The 20133-nt window shown below is 70.5% G+C and carries 17 protein-coding genes and 1 tRNA gene; 7 read left to right on the top strand and 11 right to left on the bottom strand.

What is annotated here, in order from left to right; translation table 11 throughout:
• Positions 1 to 63 precede the first annotated feature (63 nt).
• The 3 genes from secE to ACE3O1_RS06390 all read right to left on the bottom strand — a co-directional run bounded on the left by secE (position 64) and on the right by ACE3O1_RS06390 (position 1081).
• Positions 64 to 333, bottom strand: coding sequence for a preprotein translocase subunit SecE (secE, locus tag ACE3O1_RS06400; RefSeq protein WP_374313608.1), 270 nt, complete (start codon positions 331 to 333; stop codon positions 64 to 66).
• A gap of 93 nt (positions 334 to 426) precedes the next feature.
• A tRNA-Trp gene (locus ACE3O1_RS06395) sits at positions 427 to 499 on the bottom strand.
• Between the two features lie 144 nt (positions 500 to 643).
• The gene (locus ACE3O1_RS06390) at positions 644 to 1081 is read right to left on the bottom strand and encodes a pyridoxamine 5'-phosphate oxidase family protein (RefSeq protein WP_374313599.1); all 438 of its coding nucleotides are present in this window, start codon (positions 1079 to 1081) and stop codon (positions 644 to 646) included.
• On the opposite strand from ACE3O1_RS06390, the gene ACE3O1_RS06385 reads away from it, so the two are divergent.
• Positions 1080 to 1337, top strand: a complete 258-nt coding sequence (locus ACE3O1_RS06385) for a hypothetical protein (RefSeq protein WP_374313598.1) — start codon at positions 1080 to 1082, stop codon at positions 1335 to 1337. The two genes, ACE3O1_RS06390 and ACE3O1_RS06385, sit on opposite strands and share 2 nt — an antisense overlap.
• Positions 1338 to 1341: 4 nt before the next feature.
• Here ACE3O1_RS06385 and ACE3O1_RS06380 read toward each other — a convergent pair whose 3' ends face one another.
• From ACE3O1_RS06380 to gabT, 5 genes are all read right to left on the bottom strand, one after another.
• Positions 1342 to 2706: an NAD-dependent succinate-semialdehyde dehydrogenase gene (locus tag ACE3O1_RS06380; RefSeq protein ID WP_374313596.1), complete on the bottom strand. Its 1365-nt coding sequence runs from the start codon at positions 2704 to 2706 to the stop codon at positions 1342 to 1344.
• Positions 2707 to 2747: 41 nt separating this feature from the next.
• Positions 2748 to 4304 (bottom strand): APC family permease, encoded by a 1557-nt coding sequence (locus ACE3O1_RS06375; protein WP_374313594.1) that lies wholly within the window; start codon positions 4302 to 4304, stop codon positions 2748 to 2750.
• The gene (locus ACE3O1_RS06370; protein ID WP_374313592.1) at positions 4301 to 5179 is read right to left on the bottom strand and encodes a universal stress protein; all 879 of its coding nucleotides are present in this window, start codon (positions 5177 to 5179) and stop codon (positions 4301 to 4303) included. The genes ACE3O1_RS06375 and ACE3O1_RS06370 overlap by 4 nt, the downstream gene beginning before the upstream one ends.
• On the bottom strand, positions 5176 to 6537 hold the full coding sequence (locus ACE3O1_RS06365) for a flavin monoamine oxidase family protein (protein ID WP_374313590.1): 1362 nt from the start codon (positions 6535 to 6537) through the stop codon (positions 5176 to 5178). The genes ACE3O1_RS06370 and ACE3O1_RS06365 overlap by 4 nt, the downstream gene beginning before the upstream one ends.
• A gap of 146 nt (positions 6538 to 6683) precedes the next feature.
• Entirely contained in the window at positions 6684 to 8042 is a 1359-nt protein-coding gene (gabT, locus tag ACE3O1_RS06360; protein ID WP_374313588.1) for a 4-aminobutyrate--2-oxoglutarate transaminase, read from the bottom strand.
• A 94-nt stretch (positions 8043 to 8136) separates the two neighbouring features.
• On the opposite strand from gabT, the gene ACE3O1_RS06355 reads away from it, so the two are divergent.
• From ACE3O1_RS06355 to ACE3O1_RS06330, 6 genes are all read left to right on the top strand, one after another.
• The gene (locus ACE3O1_RS06355; RefSeq protein ID WP_374313586.1) at positions 8137 to 9669 is read left to right on the top strand and encodes a PucR family transcriptional regulator; all 1533 of its coding nucleotides are present in this window, start codon (positions 8137 to 8139) and stop codon (positions 9667 to 9669) included.
• Between the two features lie 188 nt (positions 9670 to 9857).
• Positions 9858 to 11249 (top strand): NAD(P)/FAD-dependent oxidoreductase, encoded by a 1392-nt coding sequence (locus ACE3O1_RS06350; RefSeq protein ID WP_374313583.1) that lies wholly within the window; start codon positions 9858 to 9860, stop codon positions 11247 to 11249.
• Positions 11250 to 11599: 350 nt separating this feature from the next.
• Positions 11600 to 12901 (top strand): sugar ABC transporter substrate-binding protein, encoded by a 1302-nt coding sequence (locus ACE3O1_RS06345; protein WP_374313581.1) that lies wholly within the window; start codon positions 11600 to 11602, stop codon positions 12899 to 12901.
• 10 nt (positions 12902 to 12911) lie between these two features.
• Positions 12912 to 13847 (top strand): carbohydrate ABC transporter permease, encoded by a 936-nt coding sequence (locus tag ACE3O1_RS06340; RefSeq protein ID WP_374313579.1) that lies wholly within the window; start codon positions 12912 to 12914, stop codon positions 13845 to 13847.
• Between the two features lies 1 nt (position 13848).
• The gene (locus ACE3O1_RS06335) at positions 13849 to 14817 is read left to right on the top strand and encodes a carbohydrate ABC transporter permease (RefSeq protein ID WP_374313577.1); all 969 of its coding nucleotides are present in this window, start codon (positions 13849 to 13851) and stop codon (positions 14815 to 14817) included.
• 76 nt (positions 14818 to 14893) lie between these two features.
• The gene (locus ACE3O1_RS06330; RefSeq protein ID WP_374313575.1) at positions 14894 to 16048 is read left to right on the top strand and encodes a glycoside hydrolase family 1 protein; all 1155 of its coding nucleotides are present in this window, start codon (positions 14894 to 14896) and stop codon (positions 16046 to 16048) included.
• Between the two features lie 58 nt (positions 16049 to 16106).
• On the opposite strand, the gene ACE3O1_RS06325 is transcribed toward ACE3O1_RS06330, so the two are convergent.
• The 3 genes from ACE3O1_RS06325 to ACE3O1_RS06315 form a co-directional block, all read right to left on the bottom strand.
• A complete protein-coding gene (locus ACE3O1_RS06325) occupies positions 16107 to 16757 on the bottom strand; it encodes a TetR/AcrR family transcriptional regulator (RefSeq protein WP_374313573.1) in 651 nt (216 codons plus the stop codon).
• On the bottom strand, positions 16754 to 18295 hold the full coding sequence (locus ACE3O1_RS06320) for a glucoamylase family protein (protein WP_374313571.1): 1542 nt from the start codon (positions 18293 to 18295) through the stop codon (positions 16754 to 16756). Before ACE3O1_RS06320 ends, ACE3O1_RS06325 begins: the two co-directional genes overlap by 4 nt.
• A 265-nt stretch (positions 18296 to 18560) precedes the next feature.
• Positions 18561 to 20039, bottom strand: a complete 1479-nt coding sequence (locus ACE3O1_RS06315; protein WP_374313569.1) for a helix-turn-helix domain-containing protein — start codon at positions 20037 to 20039, stop codon at positions 18561 to 18563.
• Positions 20040 to 20133 lie beyond the last annotated feature (94 nt).

The raw sequence follows: 20133 nt of genomic DNA, 5'->3' as shown, positions 1-20133 counted from the left end.
TCTGTCCGCGGCGGGATCCGATCCCGTTCGCGCGCCCCCGAGGGGCAGGACATCTCAGGCGGGTCAGGAGGCGGCCGGCACTCCGAAGACGAGCGTCGTGATCCACACGAACAGCAGGTCGAGGCCGTAGACGATCGCCATCATGATGACGACGAAGCCGAGCACCACCGCCGTGTACTTCAGGAGCTCCTGGCGCGTCGGTGTGACGACCTTGCGGAGCTCGGCGAAGACCTGACGGATGAACATGGCGATCCGCGCGAAGACGCTGGGCTTCTTCTCGCGGGGTGCGCCGCCCGCGGGGACGACCTCGCCCGTCGGCTCGTCCTGAACCATCGATGCCACCTGATTACCTTCCGTGCGCCGGCAGTCGCCGACGCACTGTGTTGTCAACCGCCGGCGGTGTGGTGCCGACGTAGCGCTGACGCGCAGGGCGGACAGGAATCGAACCTGCAACCTGCGGTTTTGGAGACCGCTGCTCTGCCAATTGAGCTACCGCCCTAGAGGCCCGGAGGCCTCTGAAGCCCGCGCTCTTCCCCCGGCACCTGAACAAGAGGAGCCTGCCCGGATCATGGGCACGGCGAAAGAATGCAGACTTCAACTGCACGCTCCAGTGTACGGCATGCCCGGAGGCCCTGCGAATCCGTCAGTACTGCTGAATGCCATACCGGTCGGGCTCCGGGGCCCGCTGGAAGGCACGTCCCGACAGAGAATTCGCCTCCACACGCACGTAGGTGTACTTGAGCGTCGGGATCCAGGGTTTCAGTCCGAGCCCGTCCGCGCGCTCGACCTCTGCCGACGTGTCGAGCGGATGCGCACGACCCCGCACGATCACGCTCCAGGCGTCCGTCTCGGTGTGGTCGTCGACCTCGAACAGCACCTCGTCGTTGACGGTCAGCTCGAACAGCTTGCTCCCCTGCGCGGTGCGGAACAGCAGGCTCTCGCCGTCGACGACGTAGTTCACGGGGAAGATGTCGAGCACCTCCCCCACGTGCGTGACGAGTCGCCCGAGCTCCTGCGTGCGCAGGCGCTCCCAGCACTGCTCGTCGGTGAGGGCGACGACGGGATCCGATGTGTCTGCCATGCCTCCATCCTCTCGCTCGCCGCCGGGCGGCGGTACCCCCGCGACCGGCGCCGAGCTGGAGACTCAGGTCGCCCGCGCGCGCGGCCTCCAGGAGCGCTTCGACGAGGCGGACGCGGTGCTCAGCACGACCCCGGTCCTCTCCGCTGCCCTCACCGTGAGGGTGGCTCTGGAACGGGGCCGGGTGCGCAACTCCGCCGGCGACCCCGCCGCGGCACGGCCCGGAGCACGCGCCGGAATGGACCGCGCCGCCCTCTGAGCGATCAGGCGCCGACGCGGATGAGCTTCTTGTTGACGAACTCGTCGGCGGCAAGCAGCCCCATCTCGCGAGAGGTGCCGGAGCGCTTCACGCCGCCGAACGGCAGACCGGGCTCGTCGGCGAGGACCACGTTGACGTAGACCATGCCGGCGTCGATCTTGTCGGCGATGCGGGCGGCCTGCTCCTCGTCGGTCGTGAAGACGTACGAGCCGAGGCCGAAGCTGGTGTCGTTCGCGATCTTCACCGCCTCGTCCTCGTCGGCCACCTTGTAGACGACGCCGACGGGACCGAAGAACTCCTCGCGGTAGGCGTCCATATCGCTCGTGACGCCGGTGAGCACCGTGCCCGGGTAGAAGGCGCCGTCGCGCGTGCCGCCCGCGACGAGCGTCGCACCCTGCGCGACGGCCTTGTCGACCTGCTCGGCGAGGCGCTCGGCCGCCGTCAGCGACGACAGCGGTCCGAGGACGGTGTCCTCGGCGAACGGGTCGCCGACCTTCGCCTCGGACATCTTCGCCGTGAACTTCTCGAGGAACTCGTCGTAGAGCCCGTCGACCACGATGAAGCGCTTCGCGGCGTTGCACGACTGGCCGGTGTTGTCCAGGCGGGCGTCGACGGCCGCCTGCACGGCGCCGTCGAGGTCGTCGGTGGACAGGAGGATGAACGGGTCCGATCCGCCCAGCTCGAGCGCGACCTTCTTGAGGTTGCGGCCCGCGACCTCGGCGACAGCCGCACCGGCGCGCTCCGAGCCGGTGACGGAGACGCCCTGGACCCGCGGGTCGGCGATGATCGTGGCCGCCTGCTCGTTCGACGCGTACACGTTGGTGTACACGCCGTCGCCGAGTCCGGCATCCGCGTAGATCTTCTCGATCGCCGCGGCCGACTCGGGGCACTGGCCGGCGTGCTTCAGGATGATCGTGTTGCCGATCACGATGTTCGGCGCGGCGAAGCGGGCGACCTGGTAGTACGGGAAGTTCCAGGGCATGATTCCGAGGAGCGGTCCGAGCGCGGTGCGGCGGATCACCGCGGTCCCGTCGCCGTCGATGTCGATCGGCTGGTCTCCCGTGATCTTGTCGGCGTGGTCGGCGTAGTACTCGGTGATGTCGGCGGCGAAGTCGACTTCTCCGAGCGCCGCCTCCAGCGGCTTGCCCATCTCGCGGACGATGATCGCGGCCAGCTCGTCGCGGCGCTCGCGGTGCAGCTCCGCGACCTTGCGGATGCGCGCGGCGCGGTCGGACACCGGGGCGTGGCGCCAGGTGCGGAAGGCGGCATCCGCTCCCGCGAGGACGCCCTCGAGGGCCTCGTCGGTGATCGTCGGGTAGGTGGCCAGGGTCTCGCCCGTGGCGGGGTTGACGACGGCGTACTCACTCATGTGTGTTCTCTCCGATCGGGTGGTTGGTCACAGTCTGCCGCTCAGCGGCGGGAACGTCGAAGGCTTGGCGGGGCATCCAGACCGAGTGTCTCACCGCGGAAGAATGCCGGACGCTTGATCGCCTGCCAGATCATGATGACCACGCCCACGACGATGATCAGGATGCCGAGGATGAAGACGATCCCCACGCCTCCGATCTGCGAGCCGCTGCCGTAGGCGGGGTCCATCGAGTCACGCAGCGTGGTGAAGAAGAGCACGGCCAGGATGACGCCGCCGACCAGCGGGAACAGGAACGTGAAGAACACGTTGCGCACCGAGTCGAACCACTGCTTGCGGAAGTACCAGACGCACGCGAACGCGGTGATGCCGTAGTAGAAGCAGATCATCATGCCGAGCGTGAGGATGGTGTCCCACAGCGTGTCCTCGCTCACGACCCGCATCACCGCATAGAACGCGGAGGCGACGACCGCGGAGACGATCGTCGCGTACCCGGGGGTGAAGAACCGAGGGCTCACCTTCGCGAACGCCGGCGGCAGCGCCCCGTAGTGCCCCATCGACAGGAGCGTGCGCGCCGGGCCGACGAACGTCGACTGCAGCGACGACGCCGAGCTCGTGAGAACGGCCAGCGAGACGAGGAACGCGAGCGGACCGAGGATCGGCCCGGACAGGAAGAAGAACACGTTGGACTGGATGTCCTCGTTGCCCAGGCCAAGCTCCCCCGTGCCGACGCCGGCGAACATGATCATCGCGACGGCGAGGAGGAGATAGAGCGACACGATCGTCACGACCGTGAGGGTGGCCGCGCGTCCGGGCGTGCGCTCCGGGTCCTTCGTCTCCTCGTTCATGGTGAGGGTGACGTCCCATCCCCAGAAGATGAAGATCGACAGCGAGAGCCCGGCCGCGACCGCGCCGAACGAGGTGACCGCGAACGGGTTGAACCACGACCAGTCGAACGGCATGAAGTCGAACGCCTGCCCGTTGAGCGCCTGCACGATCGCCGCGACGGCGAAGAACAGCAGCACGGCGACCTGGAACGTCACCAGCACGTACTGCAGCTTCTGCGTGGTCTGCATGTCGCGGTACGAGATGTACGTCGCGCCCAGCATGAAGAGGAGGCAGACCGCGATGTTGATCCAGGTGACGGCGGCGAGGTCGGCGATCGCGGCGTTCCCCGTGATCTGCGCGATCAGCAGGAAGAGGAAGTCCACGGCCACGCCGGCGAGGTTCGACAGCACGAGGATCGTCGCGACGACGAGCCCCCATCCCGCCATCCAGCCGACCCACGGCCCGAAGGCGCGGGTCGCCCACGTGAACGACGTGCCGGCATCGGGCATGCGGTTGTTGAGCTCGCGGTAGCCGAAGGCGACGAGCAGCATCGGAATGAATCCGATGAGGATGATCGCAGGGATCTGCGCGCCCACCACCGACGCGGTCGGACCGATCGCCGCCGTGAACGTGTAGGCGGGGGCGATGCAGGAGATGCCGATGACGACCGCGCCGAGCAGGCCGATCGTGCCGGCGCTCAGGCCCTTCTTCGACAGGCCGCCGGTGATGGGGTCTCCGGTTGTGACTTCGGCGTCACGACGCTGATCGCTCATGCTCCCGCCCCCTTCTTCTTGCGCGTGCGCGGCACGACGATCATCGGTACGGGGAGCTCGTGCAGCATCTTCGCCGCCGTCGACCCCAGGAACAGGCGCCGGGGGCGGGCGAGGCGACTCGACCCGACCACGGCGACCTCGCCGGGCTCCCAGCTGAGGCGCGACACCGCGGCCTCGATGCTGTCGCCGAGCCCGACCACGGCCTCGGCGTCGACCTTCTTCGGCAGGGCCGCGCGCGCATGGACGAAGACCTCGTCGGCGTGCATCGCGGCGGACTCGTTCGAGGCGATCCCCGCGGGAAGGTCCACCGCGACGAGCGACACCAGGCGCAGCTCGGCCCCGGTGGCCTCGGCGAGCGCGATGCTCTCCTCGAGCAGGACGTCGGCCCCCGGCCGCAGGCCGATCGCCGCCGTGATCCGCGAGATCCCGCTCAGCGGATCGATCCGGCGCGCCCCCTCGGGCGCGAGCACGACCGGGACGTCCGAGGAGTGAAGGAGCTCGCTCGCCACGGTGCCGAGGCGATGGCGCCCGCGGAGTCCGCCGTTGGCAGCTCCCACCACGATGTGCGTGGCGCCGACGTCGTGGGCGGCCTCGATCAGGCCGGCGGCGAAGGACTCGGCGAACAGCACGTGCGTGGACACCTCGACCCCCTGAGGCACGCCGGCGGCGGCATCCGTCAGCCAGGCCTCCGCCCGCTCGCGCAGGTAGCGGTCGTAGGCGGCGTCGGGCGGCGTGATGACGCTGCGCTCCTCGCCGGGGAGCACGACCACGAGGTCGAGCGCGGAACCGGATGCCACGGCCAGCCGCGACCCGAGTGCGACGGCGTCGGACCCGGCGTCGGTGGCCGTGTAGCCCACGACGATGCGGGCGCTCATGCCCGGGCTCCGCCGACGATGCTCTCGGCGACGAGGCGGCCCATGCGGATCGCGCCGTCGACGTGCTGGTAGCCGGCGCCCGCCATGTCGCTGCACGCGAAGTGGATCGGACCCACCGGCGTGCGCAGATCGGCGCCGTACCGGGCGAGACCGCCGAGGTCGAAGCTGGCCGCGTAGGCGCCGCGGGTCCACTCCTCGGCGCCCCAGTCGCTTTCGAAGTAGACGAGGGGGCTCAGGGCCTCGGGACCGTAGTAGTGCGAGAGGGACTCAAGGATGCGCGCCTTGCGCTCCTCGGCCGAGACGCGGAAGAGGTCGTCGGCGTTGCGGTCCGAGACGAATCCGACGAGGGTGCCCCGCTCGTCGCCGTGGTTGGTGTTGTCGTACGCCTCGTGCGAGAGCTCGTAGGGGCTGAAGGCCGTTCCCGACAGGCCCTGCTCGCGCCAGAAGGGACGGTCGTACACGGCGTGCACCTTGATCACGAAGCCCATCGAGATGTGCTGGTGCATCTGCTGCTTGAGCCGCGGCAGCGCTGGCTGGAACTCGATCCACGGATAGAGGATCGGCGCGTGCGCCAGGATGACGAAGCGAGCGCGCACCTCGAGGTCCGCGTCGGTGATCACGCGCACGCCGTCGTCCTGCCAGTGCACCTCGTTCACCGGCTGTCCGAGCAGGACGTCCTCGCCCAGGCGCTCCGCGAGCAGCAGCGGGACCTGCTGGAGCCCGCCGACCACGCGCTCATCGAGGATGTAGTCCGCGTCGACGAGGTGGCTGAAGCTGCCGGCGCTCGCCGCCATCAGCAGCGCCTGCAGCGCCGAGAAGGCGTAGGCGGGCTTGGTGAGCATGGCGCCGGCGATGAAGAGCGCGATGTTGTCACGCGCCTCCTGGTCGGGCGTCTGCTCCTCGAGCCATGCCTCGAACGAGATGCGGTCGAGCGCCTCGGCATCCGGATGCTCCCACGGCTTGTCGGGGTCGATCTGAGCCACCATGCCGTCGAGCTTGTCGATCAGGCGGACGATCTCCTTCTCGGTCTCGGGCGCGACCGGGAAGATCTCCCCCGTGAAGCGGCGCAGGGCGCCGTCGCGCCCGATGTACACCGACTCGCCCTCGCGGTAGCGGCTGTAGGTCTCGAGCCCGAGCTCGGCGATCGTCTCCTTGAGCGCCTCCTGGTCGGGCGAGACCCACTGGCCGCCGATCTCGAGCATCGCGCCGTCGACGACATCCGTCCACAGACGCCCGCCCACGCGGTCGCGGGCCTCGAGCACGACGACGGAGAGCCCGGCCTTGCGCAGTTCGTTCGCCGCGGTCAGGCCGGCGGCGCCGGCCCCGACGATCACGACGTCGCGGGTGAGCTGTTGCATGGGACTCCTTCGTCAGTGCGGCCTGCCGCAGCGTGGGCCGCTTCGGGACCGGCCGCCTCGGCCGTGTCCCACTTCTCGTCGCTCGGCGTGCGCCCGGGCGACATTTGTCGGGACATGCCCCGAAGGAATCGGGACATGTCTGCGGGTCAGGATGCCGCGAGCGCGGCCGCGACGACGTCCAGGCCCTCGTGGAGCAGGTCGTCGCCGATGGAGAGCGGTGGGAGGAAACGGATGACGTTCCCGTAGGTGCCGCAGGTGAGCACGATCACGCCCTGCGCGATGCACGCCTTGGCGACCGCGGCGGTGAGCGCGGCATCCGGCTCCCCCGTCTCGGGGTCGACGAACTCGGCCGCGATCATCGCTCCATGGCCGCGCACGTCGCCGATGCGGGGGTCGGCGGCCTGCAGTGCGCGCAGGCGGTCGGTCAGGACCGCCCCGATCCCGCGCGCGCGCTCGATCATGCCGTCGTTCTCGAAGACGTCGATCGCGGCGAGCGCGGCGGCGCAGGCGATGGGATTGCCGCCGTAGGTGCCGCCCAGTCCGCCCGCGTGGGAGGCGTCCATGATCTCCGCCCGGCCGGTCACGGCCGCCAGGGGCAAGCCCCCTGCGATGCCCTTGGCGGTCGTGATCAGGTCCGGCACGATGCCGAACACGTCGCTCGCGAACATCTCACCCGTGCGAGCGAAGCCGGTCTGGATCTCGTCGGCGATGAAGACCACCCCGTTGGCACGGCACCAGTCGACGAGCGCGGGCAGGAAGCCGTCCGCGGGGACGATGAAGCCGCCCTCGCCCTGGATCGGCTCGATGATGACCGCCGCGAGGTTGTCGGCGCCGACCTGCTTCTCGATGACCGAGATGGCCTTCTTGGCGGCATCCGCTCCGCTCAGTCCGTCGCGGAACGGGTACGACAGCGGCGCGCGGTACACCTCGGACGCGAACGGGCCGAAGCCGCTCTTGTAGGGCATCGACTTCGCGGTGAGGGCCATCGTGAGATTCGTGCGGCCGTGGTACCCGTGGTCGAAGGCGACGACGGCCTGCCGGCCGGTGTGCTTGCGGGCGATCTTCACGGCGTTCTCGACGGCTTCGGCGCCGGAGTTGAACAGCGCGCTCTTCTTCTCGTGGTCGCCCGGCGTGACGCGGTTCAGCGCCTCGGCCACCGACACGTACGACTCGTACGGCGCGATCATGAAGCACGTGTGGGTGAACTGCGCGACCTGCGCCTGCACCGCCTCGACCACCTTGGGGTGGGCGTTGCCGATCGTGGTCACGGCGATGCCCGAGCCCAGGTCGATCAGCGAGTTGCCGTCGGCGTCGACGATCACCCCGCCGCCCGCCGCGACCGCGTGCACGGGGGCGGTGTGGCCCACTCCGGCGGCGACGGCTGCGGACTTGCGGTCGATGAGCTCCTGCGACCGCGGACCGGGGATGCTGGTCGCGAGGCGTCGTTCCTGCGGCAGGGACGGACCGCCGAGGGGCGTTTCGGTGAGGATGTCGACAGCGCTCATGGGGGCGAGCGTAGGACGGCCGCGGAGCCCGCCGCACCTTCCTCGCTGTACATTCTCCTTAGCCTGCTGTACAGGTCGTACATCACGGAGGATCATGCCCGCCGTCGCCGACACCCCCACTCTTCGCGCGCTGCTCACCCGCGGCGATCTGCGGCTCGTGCTGTCGGACGAGGACCACCTCGAGCCGGCCACGCTGGACCGCGCCGTGCGATGGGTGCACAGCTCGGACCTCGTCGACCCCACGCCGTTCCTGTCCGAAGGGCTCGTGCTGCTGACCACGGGCACGCAGTTCCAGGACGCGGCCGACGAGCCCGGGGCCTACCGCTCGTACGTGCAGCGCCTCGCCGCGCGCGGCGTGGTGGGGCTGGGATTCGGGACCGAAGTCGTGCGCGACGGCATCCCGCCCGCCCTCGTCGACGCCTGCCGCGATGAGCGGATGCCGCTGTTCGAGGTGCCGTACCGCACGCCCTTCATCGCGGTCGCGCGCGCCAACGCCGAGGCGATCGCCGCGCAGGCGTACGCACGACGCAGCTGGGCACTGGCGGCTCAGCGCGCGATCGCGCTCGCCGCGCTGCGCCCTGACGGACTCGGCGCGACCGTCGCCGAGCTCGCGAAGCAGCTGGACACCTGGGTGGGGATGTTCGACGCGGCGGGCGAGCTCGTACGGGAGCATCCGGCGGACGGACTCGACCCGGCGACCGCCGAGGACCTGCACCACGAGGTCGCCGGGGTGCTCAATCGCGGCGCCCGGGCGGGCTCGTCGCTGCGCATCGGCACGACGCCGTTCAGCCTGCAGACGCTCGGCCGGGGCGGGCATCTCCGCGGCGTGATCGCGATCGCCGCGGGCGACCTCGACCAGGAGGGCCGCGGCGTCGTCACGGCCGTCATCGCGATGGCGGGGCTCGCCCTCGAGCAGCAGCAGGGCCTCAGCCGCGCCCGCGGCGCGCTGCGCGCCGGCCTGGTCCAGACTCTCCTCGCCGACGACCCCGCGCTTGCCCGCCGCATCGCGCGAGAGCTGTGGGGGCCGCTGCCGGTCGCGCCGATCGAGGTGGCGGTGACGGATGCCGCGGCATCCCGCGTCGACGCGATCGCCGAGCTGCTCGAGCTCCGGGTGGACGAGAAGCGGGGCTCGCTGTTCTTCGGGCGCGGCGACGACGGGCTCGTCCTCGTCGTGCCGGCCGGGGAGCGCGGTGCCGTCGAGGAGGTGGCGGAGCGCTTCGGCGTGCGGATCGGCGTGTCCGATCCCGCCGGATACGACGGCTTCGCCGCCGCCGCGGCGCAGGCGCGTGTCGCGCGCGATCGCGGCGGCGCCGGCGTCACGCCGTTCGGCGCCGTCGCGCGCTCGGGCGTGCTGTCGGCGCTGTCCGGCGAGGCGCGGTCGCTCGCCCGCGCCGAGCTCGCACCCCTGACCGACCACGACGCCGCCGAGGGCACTCAGCTCGTGCAGACGCTGCAGGCCTGGCTCGACAACGACTGCTCGCACGAGGCATCCGCTCGCGCCCTCGGCGTCCACCGGCACACCGTGCGCACCCGGCTCGCGCTCATCGAGCGCGTGCTCGGCTCGGACCTGTCGTCGTTCGCGACGCGGGCCGAGCTGTGGGCCGCGCTGCGCGCGCTGGACGCCTGAGCGGCGCCGGCTCGCACGTCTGGCGGCGAAACCCCGGATCCCCGCCGAGACACCGGGCGACGCCCCCGGCTTCGACCGGAATCCCGGGTCTCGGCAGTTCGACACCCCCGACCCCCTGTCGCGCGGGGCCGGAAGATCGGGACGGATCGGCCGATCCGCGGCGGCGCGCGTCGCGCGAGGATAGGGCCATGACCGAGACCGGCGTGCCCAACGGAGACGTCTCGTGGTGGTGGCGGCAGCTCGGCGGGCCGCCGGCGCCCCGCGCCCCTCTCCCCGGCTCGATCGACGTCGACGTCGCGATCGTCGGCGGCGGCTACACCGGGCTGTGGGCGGCGTACTACCTCAAGACACTCCAGCCCGACCTGCGGGTCGTCGTGCTCGAGCAGCGCTTCGCCGGATTCGGCGCCTCCGGCCGGAACGGCGGCTGGCTGACCAACACCGTCACCGGCGGGCGCGAGCGGTACGCGGCATCCCACGGGCGCGACGCCGCGATCGCCCAGCAGCGGGCGCTCAACGACACGGTCGACGAGGTCATCGCCGTCGCGGCACGGGAGGGGATCGACGCCGACATCGTCAAGGGCGGCGAGTTCGGCGTGGCCCGCACGCCGTCCCAGCTCGCGCGGCTGCGCTCCGCGGTGAAGGCGGAGCAGGAGTGGCCGCACACCGACGTGGAGGAGCTGGATGCCGCGTCCACCGCCGCACGGATCGCCGTGCACGACGCGCTCGGCGGGGTGTGGCATCCGCACTGCGCCCGCGTGCATCCCGCGAAGCTCGCCGCGGGGCTGGCCGCAGCCGTCGAGCGCCTGGGCGTGCGGATCTACGAGCAGACGCACGTGCGCGAGATCGCGCCCGGCCGCGCGGTCACCGATCGCGGCGTCGTCACCGCGACGCACGTCCTGCGCGCGACGGAAGGATTCACGGCGGACCTGCGCGGCGAGCACCGCACGTGGCTGCCGATGAACTCCTCGATGATCGTCACCGAGCCCCTGCCGGCGTCGGCGTGGAGCGCGATCGGCTGGGAGGGCCGGGAAACCCTCGGCGACTTCGCACACGTGTACATGTACGCCCAGCGCACCGCCGACGACCGCATCGCGTTCGGCGGGCGGGGCGTGCCGTACCGCTACGCCTCGCACGTGGACGAGGACGGCACGACCCAGCAGCGCACGATCGCCTCGCTCACGCAAGTGCTGCGCGAGTTCTTCCCGGATGCCGCGGAGGTGCCGATCGCGCACGCCTGGGCCGGGGTGCTCGGCGTCCCTCGCGACTGGGCCGCCTCGGTCGGGCACGACCGCGACACCGGCCTCGGCTGGGCCGGCGGCTACGTCGGCACGGGCGTGACGGCGACGAACCTCGCCGGCCGCACGCTCGCCGATCTGGTGCTCGCCCGCGACACCCACCTGGTGCGCCTGCCGTGGGTGGGTCACCGGGCGAAGAAGTGGGAGCCCGAGCCGCTGCGATGGCTCGCCGTGAACGCGATCTACGCCGCGTACCGCACGGCCGACCGGTTCGAGGCATCCGGATCCGGCACCGGCACCGCCTGGCCCGCGCACGTGGCCGACTTCGTCGCCGGTCGCCACTGACCCCCTTCCCGGCGCCCCCGCCCCTCCCCCCTCCGCCCGCCGCGGGCCGTTCCGTTCGTGCGGGCGTGTGCATGCCTGGAGGCCTGCCCGGACGCGCATTCGCCCGCACAAACAGACCGTGGCGGGGGTGGCCGCGGCGGGGGTAGCACGGGGACGGATGCTGCGCCAGAGGCTCCCGCGGAGGGGCGAGGACGCGGCATCCTGCCGTCGATGAGGTCATTCTCATCGCCAATACCTTTCATGTGTCAGGTTTTTGGCGTACAGTCGACCTCGCGGCGCGATGTGCGCCGGGAACACAGCCGAGGCAGAGCCGCCGAGGAGCGGCGACGACCGATGGAGGCGTCAGACCGATGACCAGGACAATCACACGCAGGACCTCGCGACTGGCGGCAGCCGGTGCGGTGACGCTGGTGGGGGCGCTGCTCCTCTCCGGCTGCGGCCGCAGCGACGCGCCGACGGGCGGCGGCGAAGGCGGCGGCGGCGAGGCGATCGACGACTCCCCCGCGACCGGCACCGTCGAGGTATGGGCGATGGGCAACGAGGGCGAAGTCCTCGACGAGCTCGCCGCGCAGTTCGAGGAGGAGAACCCCGACGTCCAGATCGAGGTGACCGCCGTGCCGTGGGAGAGCGCGCACGACCGCATCGCGACCGCCATCGCAGGCGGCGAGACTCCCGACATCTCCATGCTCGGAACGACCTGGGTCGGCGAGTTCGCCGCGACCGGGGCGTTCGAGCCGACGCCCGAGGGACTGGTCGACGAGTCGTCGTTCTTCGAGGGCTCGTGGGAGACCGCCGTCGTCGACGAGGTCGCCTACGGCGTGCCGTGGTACGTCGACACCCGCGTGCTCTACTACCGCACCGACCTCGCCGAGAAGGTGGGCCTCGAGCCCCCGACGACGTGGGACGAGTACACCGCCTTCACGCAGGGCCTGCAGGAGGCCGGCGCCGAATGGGGCGTCTCACTTCCCCCGGGCGGGTTCGACTCGTGGCAGTACGTGGCCCCGCTCGCCTGGCAGCAGGGCGGCGACATCCTCAACGAGGACGGCACCGAGTTCACCTTCGACACCCCGGAGTGGGAGGAGGCGTTCTCGTTCTACACGAGCTTCTTCGAGGACGGCATCGCCGAACCGCGTCGCCTCGAGGGCGGCGAGATCGAGGCCGCCTTCATCAACGGCGAGGTCGGCGCGTTCTACAGCGGCCCGTTCCACGTCGGCCTGCTGCGCGAGCAGGGTGGTGAGGACTTCGCCGACAAGTTCGGCGTGGCCATGGTGCCCGGCGCCGACAGCCGCACGAGCTTCACGGGCGGTGGCAACCTCGCCGTGTTCGAGGACACCGAGAACCGCGACGCCTCATGGAAGTTCGTCCGCTGGCTGAGCCAGCCCGAAACGCAGATCCAGTGGTACGACATCTCCACCGATCTGCCGAGCGTGCAGGCCGCCTGGGACGACCCGACCTTCGCCGAGGACCCCTACCTGAGCGTGTTCGGCGAGCAGCTGCAGGACTCGAAGGCTCCGCCGGCGATTCCCACGTGGGCGCAGGTGTCGGCCGTGATCGACCAGGAGCTCGAGAAGGCCACGCGCGGCGAGACGACGCCGGCGGACGCCATCGCGACGATCCAGCAGCAGGCGACGTCGATCGGGACCGGCCAGTAAGCGGCATCCGATGACCTCCCTTGCTCCCGCGGCCCCGCCGCGGCGCCCCGCACCTCGCGTGCGGGCGTCGCGGCGGGAACGCCGCATGACGCGCACCGCGTGGCTGTTCGCCGCGCCGTTCGTGATCCTGTTCCTGGTGTTCATGGCAGGCCCCATCATCGGGTCGTTCCTCATGAGCTTCACCGACATGACCACGCGCGACCTGCAGACGCCGTTCCAGGTGAACATCGTCGGCTTCGAGAACTACATCCGCCTGTTCCAGGACCCGCGCTTCCTGCGATCGCTCCTGAACACCTTCACCTTCGTGGTGGTCGCCGTTCCGCTGACCATCGCGCTCGCTCTCGCGGTGGCGCTGGCCCTCGACAAGGGCATTCGCCGATTCCGCACCGTCTACCGCGTCGGCTACTACGCGCCCGTGGTGACGAGCATCGTCGCGATCGCGATCGTCTGGCGGTTCATCCTGCAGCCGGACGGCCTGCTCAACGGCTTCCTGGCCGTGTTCGGCATCCAGGGGCCCGACTGGCTGCAGTCGACCACGTGGGCGCTCCCGTCGCTGATCATGATGGCCGTCTGGCGCAACATCGGGACGCTCATGGTGATCTTCCTCGCCGCGCTCCAGGGCGTGCCGCGCGAGCACCACGAGGCGGCCATGGTGGACGGCGCCAACGCCTGGCAGCGGTTCTGGAACATCACGATCCCGGCGATGCGCCCGGCGATCCTCTTCGCGACCGTGATCACCGGCATCGGGTTCCTCCAGTTCTTCGAGGAGCCGTACGTCATGACGCAGGGCGGCCCGCTCGACGCGACGCTCTCGACCGCGATGTACACCTACGACCAGTTCGGGTTCGGCAACTACGCCTACGCCTCCGCGGCCAGCTATGTGCTGTTCCTCGCGATCGTCGTGCTGTCGCTGATCCAGTTCCGCCTCGTCGGAAGGAAGGACTGACATGACGACCACTCCTCCCCGCGCCGCCGGCGACCCCCGCCCCGAGGCATCCGCCGCCGAGGCGGAGCGGATCGGCCCGGTCCTCGCCTCGACGCCGGTGACCGACACCGACGTCGTCGCGCCGGAATCGCACCCCGCCGGGCGCCGCCGTCGTGGCGAGCGCCCCCGCTGGTGGCTGCACATCGTGCTCGCGCTCGGCCTGATCGCGATGATCATGCCGTTCGTCTGGATGATCCTCGGCTCGCTCAAGTCGGATGCCGAGATCCGCCAGAACCCGACCGGCTTCCTGCCGCAGAACCCCACCACCGAGAACTACGAGACCCTGTTCGGGCGCCTGGACTTCACCACGTTCTTCATCAACAGCTTCGTGGTGGCCCTGTTCGTGACCCTCGGCAACATCGTGTTCTGCTCGATGATCGGCTATGCGCTGGCCAAGCTGCAGTTCCGCGGCAAGAAGCTCCTGTTCGGGCTCGTGCTCGGGACGCTCATGGTGCCCGGCGTGGTGACGTTCGTTCCGCTGTTCGTCCTCACGGCGAACCTTGGCCTCGTCAACTCCTACCCGGGGCTGATCCTGCCGTTCCTCATCTCACCGCTGGGCGTGTTCCTGATGCGCCAGTTCATGCTGAGCCTCCCCGACGAGCTCATCGAGGCCGCGCGCATCGACGGCGCCGGCGAGTGGCGCATCTTCCTGCGCGTCATCATGCCGATGTGCGGACCGGCCGTCGCGACGCTGACGATCCTCACGTTCCTGGCCAGCTGGAACAACTTCCTCTGGCCGCTCGTGGTCGCGACGACGGAGGACATGTACACGCTCCCCGTCGCGCTGGCGCTTTACTCGGTCAGCCAGAACGCCGCGAAGTACGGCCTGATGATGGCGGGTGCCGTCGTCGTGGTGGTGCCGGTGCTGCTCGTGTTCGTGTTCCTGCAGCGCTACTTCGTGCAGGGCATCGCGCTCACCGGAATCAAGTGACCGGAGCGGATGCCTCGGCCCCGCGCACCACGCCGGGGCGAGGCATCCGCTCTCCAGACGAAAGGACCATCGCACGATGGAGTTCCCCGAAGGCTTTCTGTGGGGTGCGTCGACGGCGGCGCACCAGATCGAGGGCGGCAACGTCAACTCGGACTGGTGGGAGCGCGAGTGGGGCCGCGTCCCCGGCGCGGTCGTCGAGACGCCCTCGGGCGATGCGGCCGACAGCTACCACCGCTACGGCGAGGACATGGCGCTCCTCGCCGAGGCGGGCCTGGACACCTACCGCTTCAGCATCGAGTGGGCGCGCATCGAGCCCGAGGACGGCTGGGTCTCGCACGCCGCGATCGACCACTACCGCCGCATGGTCGACACGGCGATCGGTCTCGGCCTGCAGCCCATGATCACGCTCCACCACTTCACGAACCCGATCTGGTTCGCCCGCGAGGGCGGGTGGCACTCGGATGCCGCTCCCGACCGCTTCGCCCGCTACGTCGAGGCGGCGCTGCCGGTGCTCGAGGGGGTCGACCTCGTCTGCACGATCAACGAGCCCAACATGGTGTCGGTGCTCGCCGATCCCGAGGTCGGCTTCCCGTCGATCGGCCTGCCCCCGGGTGTGCCGGCGGTGACCGATCGCCTGGTGGCCGCCCACAAGCGCGCCGTCGACATCGTGCGCGGGGACGGATGCCTCGCCGGCTGGTCGGTCGCGACGCAGGCGTACCAGCCCCTCGCGGGGTCGGAGCAGGTCGCGGCGGAGTACGGCGCCTCGCGGGAGGACGTGTTCCTCGACGCCGCGCGCGGCGACGACTGGGTCGGCGTGCAGGCCTACACGCGCACGAAGATCGGCCCCGGGGGCCCACTGCCGATCCCGGAAGAGGCCGAGCGCACCCTGACCGGCTGGGAGTACTTCCCCCCGGCGGTGGGCGACGGCATCCGCAACGCGTGGGCTCGAGCGGGCGTGCCGGTGTATGTGACCGAGAACGGCATGGCCACCGCCGACGACGCCCGTCGCATCGACTACACCCGCGGCGCGCTGGAGGCCGTCCACTCCTGCATCGCGGACGGCGTCGACGTGCGCGGCTACCTGCACTGGAGCCTGCTCGACAACTACGAGTGGGGCAGCTTCCGGCCCACCTTCGGCCTCATCGCCTGGGACCGCGAGACGTTCGAGCGCACGCCCAAGCCCAGCCTCGGCTGGCTCGGCGAGGTCGCGCGCGCGAACGCGCTGCGCTGAGCTGCCGCGCCGCGCCCGCCGCGCGGGGCGCGGGCGCGGGCGCGAATCGAGGAAGAGCTCAGTCGCGCGGGAGCAGATAGCCGCGGACGAACTCGGCGAAGAGGGCGTTCATGTCGACCGTGTCGTCCAGGAGCCACTGCTGCTGGATGCCGTCCATGACCGCACTGATGAGGCGCGCGGCCAGCGCGGGGTCGATGTCGGAGCGCACCTCGCCGTCCTCCTGGGCCGCGCGCAGGAGCGGCGTCGCACCCGCGGCGGTCTCGCGGTAGCGACGCGAGAACTCCTCGTGCGCGGGATGCTCCTCGTCGGTGGCCTCGGCGGACACCGTGGCGTACAGCGACGTGAGGCCGCGTGATTCCTGGTTGTACGCGACCACTTTGGTCGCCTGCTGGATGAGCGTGTGCTCGGCCGGATCCCCGGCGGCCGCCCGGATCTTCTCGTCGCGCTGGCGGAGGACCTCGGTGAAGAGCTCCTCCTTGTTGGCGAAGTGGTGCATGAGCCCCGTGGGCGTGAGCCCGACCCGCTTCGCGATCTCGCGCAGCGAGCCGCTGTGGAAGCCGCTCCGCGCGAAGACGACGAGCGCCTCGTCGACGATCTGCTGCCGGCGGGCCTGTCCTTTGGGGTAGCTGCCCCGGGGGGCGCGCACGGCGCGGGCCGGGGCATCCGATTCGGACGCCCCGGCCTCGCTGCCTGCCGGCTGTGCGGTCACTCGTGCGCTCTCCACTCGGAGCTGAAGACCTGCGCCGACATCGCCGGGCGCAGGCGCTTCTCCATCTCCTTGTCGACGAAGTATCGCTTCAGCGTATCGCCGGTCAGCTCGTTGCCGATCGCGGCCATGATCATCGACTGATCCAGCGACAGATAGCGCTCTGCGACGGTGCCGCTCCCGACCGCGATCGCGTCGTAGAAGCCGCCGGGGCCGTAGGCGCCGAGGTCGTCCTCGAGGTGTCGCAGGTTGGCCAGCACGCCCTCTCGGTCGTAGGGCAGCGCGAGGAAGCTCGCATGCGGCGTCACCACGCCGTCCCCGAACTCGGGGTCGGGGTTCGTTCCCTCGGTGCAGCCGGGGCGGTCGATGTCGACGTCGGTCTTCTCGACGTCCGAGGTGTAGCCGTCCGACCTCATTCCGGCGAGGTCGACCCCGTACTCGGCATAGCCGCCGAAGGGGTTGCTCGCCGGGGAGAAGCCCCAGGCTCCGTAGCCGGCCTCCTCCAGGCCGTGGTGCTTCTGGACGGCGACCGTGATCGGGTGGTTGACGCGCCACGAGCGCGGGCCCCACTTGGTCTCGGGCACGAGCAAGTCGGGCATGAGCGCCTCGAACATGCTGCCTCCCCAGCTGGGCACGAACGACATGCCGGCGTAGGTGTAGGCACCCTCCCACACCTCGAACCCGTCATACGTGCGGTACGCACCCGTCGGCAGCTGCTCCTGCCACGCCCAGTCGCAGCCCGGGGGCATCGTGCGGTGGGTGCCGTACAGGGCGGTCGCCGGGATCTCGCCGTTCGCGATGCCGAGGTAGGTCGCGATCCGGCTCTCGCTCACGGTCGTGTCGTAGTGGTGGCACGTGTAGAACGCGGTCTCCCCCGAGCCGTTGTACATCGGCGCCTCGACGCTGCAGCCGGGAGGTGCGACCTCCCAGAACCCGCCGCGGTTGGTGCCGGCCGGAAGTCCGGGCGCGCCCTCGGGGTTGAAGAAGGCCGAGAAGTCCATCGATTCGTAGAGCGCGTCGGCCTGGTCGGCGAGCGCGGGCTCCGCCTCACGGACGATGCGGAGGGATGCCGCCAGCCACCCGTTGTCGACCGTGCTGAGGAACGGGTGCACCGGGTCGCCCGAGTCCGGCCAGGTCGTGAGCTTCACCCCGGTCGAGGGGTCGTACCAGTTGTAGTACATGCCGCTCGCGTCGTTGCGCTCGAGCACTTCGAGGGTGTCGAGGGTGGTCGCCATCCGCTCGTGCGCCTCAGCGGCGTCGATGATGCCCAGGTCGCGGGCGGTCACCGTCGACCACAGATAGCCGCCGATGTTCGTGGGGGACGTGTAGGCCCCCACCGTCTCGAGGTCGCCGGTCACGTTGTCGGACGGGAGCCCCGCGGACTCGTCGGTCATGGCGTCCAGCGACGCCCAGGTGTCGGCGGCCCAACGCTCGAGGTCGTCGGACCCGGGTCTGCCCTGATCCGCCGCCGCCGGGGCGGACATCCCGAGTCCCGCGGCGACGATCCCCGCCGCGGCCACTGTGCTCAGCCATCGCTTCATTCGCGCTCTCCTCGTCGAAAGCGGCTCCGTCGGGCGGAACCGTCGGTCCGGAAAACCTAACACCTGCCAGGTATTGGCGGAACCCCGGCATCCGCTCTCTCACCGCTCTCTCACGCGGCGCAGCCGCCGCCCGGGTTCGGGGCGCGATCCGTCCGTTGGGGCGCGCATCGTGCGCCCCAACGGACGAGAACCGCCCCAAAACCGAGGAGGTCGCCGGGCGCGGATGCCGCCGAAACCGAGGAGGGTCGCCGAGGCGCGCGCCGGATCAGCGGGGGGCGTGTGCCTCGAGGAACTCGTACACGTCAGTGGTGTCCACCCCGGGGAACGCGCCGGTGGGCAGGGTCGCCAGCAGTGTGCGCGGCGTGCGCACGTTGGGCCATGCGTTCTCGCGCCAGGATGCCTCGAGCTCGGCCGGCGCGCGACGGCAGCAGGCCTCGACGGAGTGCTTGGACACGCCGCGATTCGGGGTGTCGCGCCCGAGGAACCACTTCGTGTCGTCGAACCGCACGCCCACGCTCACCGAATGGGCGCCCTCGCTGGACTGCTCGACGCGGGCCGTGCACCAGTACGTGCCGTTTCCGGTGTCGGTGTACTGGTAGTACGGATTGAAGTGGTCGTCCACGTCGAAGACGACCCGGGACGTCCACTTTCGGCAGCACATCTGGCCCTCGATCGAGCCCAGGCGGTCCGTCGGGAAGTTCACGTCGTCGTTCTCGTACGCCTTCGTGATGGTGCCCGACTCGTGCACCTTGAGGAAGTGCACCGGGATGCCCAGGTGCACCGTCGCGAGATTCGTGAAGCGGTGCGCCGCGGTCTCGTAGGACACCGAGTACGCGTCGCGCAGATCCTCGATCGAGATCGCGCGGTCCTTCTTCGCCTCCTGCAGGAACGGGACGACGTGGGCCTCGGGGATGAGAAGCGCACCGGTGAGGTAGTTCGTCTCCACCCGCTGGCGCAGGAACTCGGCGTACGACGTCGGCTCGCGGTGCCCGAGGATGCGGCTGGACAGCGCCTGCAGCACGGCGGTGCGCGGGTCGCCCTTGGCCGTGAGCCGGCTCGAGAGATAGAGCCGCCCGTTCTTGATGTCGGCGACGCTGCGGGTGGTGTTCGGCAGGTCGGGCACGTAGTGCAGGGTGAACCCCAGATGGGCGGCGATGTCGGATGCCGTCCGCTGCGTGAGCGGACCGCCCGGGTGGTCGACGGCGTCGAGGATCGCGTTCGCGTGCTCCTCGAGGTCGGCGAAGTAGTTGTTCTGCGTGCGCATCAGGCGCCGCAGCGCCACGTTCGCGCGCCGGGCCTCCTCGGGCGTCGCCGCGCGCTCGTCGCGCAGCCGCTCGATCTCGGACTGCAGCGAGAGCATCGCCCGGAGCGCCTCGCTCGGCACGGTCTTGCCGATGCGGAAGGAAGGGATGCCGAGGGCCTGGAAGGTCTGCCCGCGCATCGCGCGCTCGAGAGCGATCTCGAGAGTGGCCCGCTCGTCGAGCGGCTCCGACTCGAGGATCGCGTCGAGGGACGATCCGAGGGCGCGCGCGATGGCCTGGAGGAGGGTGAGCTTCGGCTCGCGTCGGCCGTTCTCGATCATCGAGAGCTGGCTGGGGGCGCGGTCGACGGCGGCGGCGAGCTCTTCGAGCGTCATGCCGCGTTCGGTGCGCAGCTGCCGGATGCGGCGGCCGATGGTGAGGGAGTCCACGTCCTCATCGTCGGGGACATCAGCGAGCGGATCGCGGGTGAACGACGTCGTCATGAGGCGATTCTGTCACGAAAGCAGAAATACCGTGAAACTTCACACCCGGATTCGTCGGGAGTGACCCCGAACTTCCCCGCAGAGTGGACACACG

It is taken from the genome of Microbacterium sp., assembly GCF_041909575.1.
GTDB lineage: Bacteria > Actinomycetota > Actinomycetes > Actinomycetales > Microbacteriaceae > Microbacterium.
This window is presented reverse-complemented; position numbering and strand designations above follow the sequence as displayed.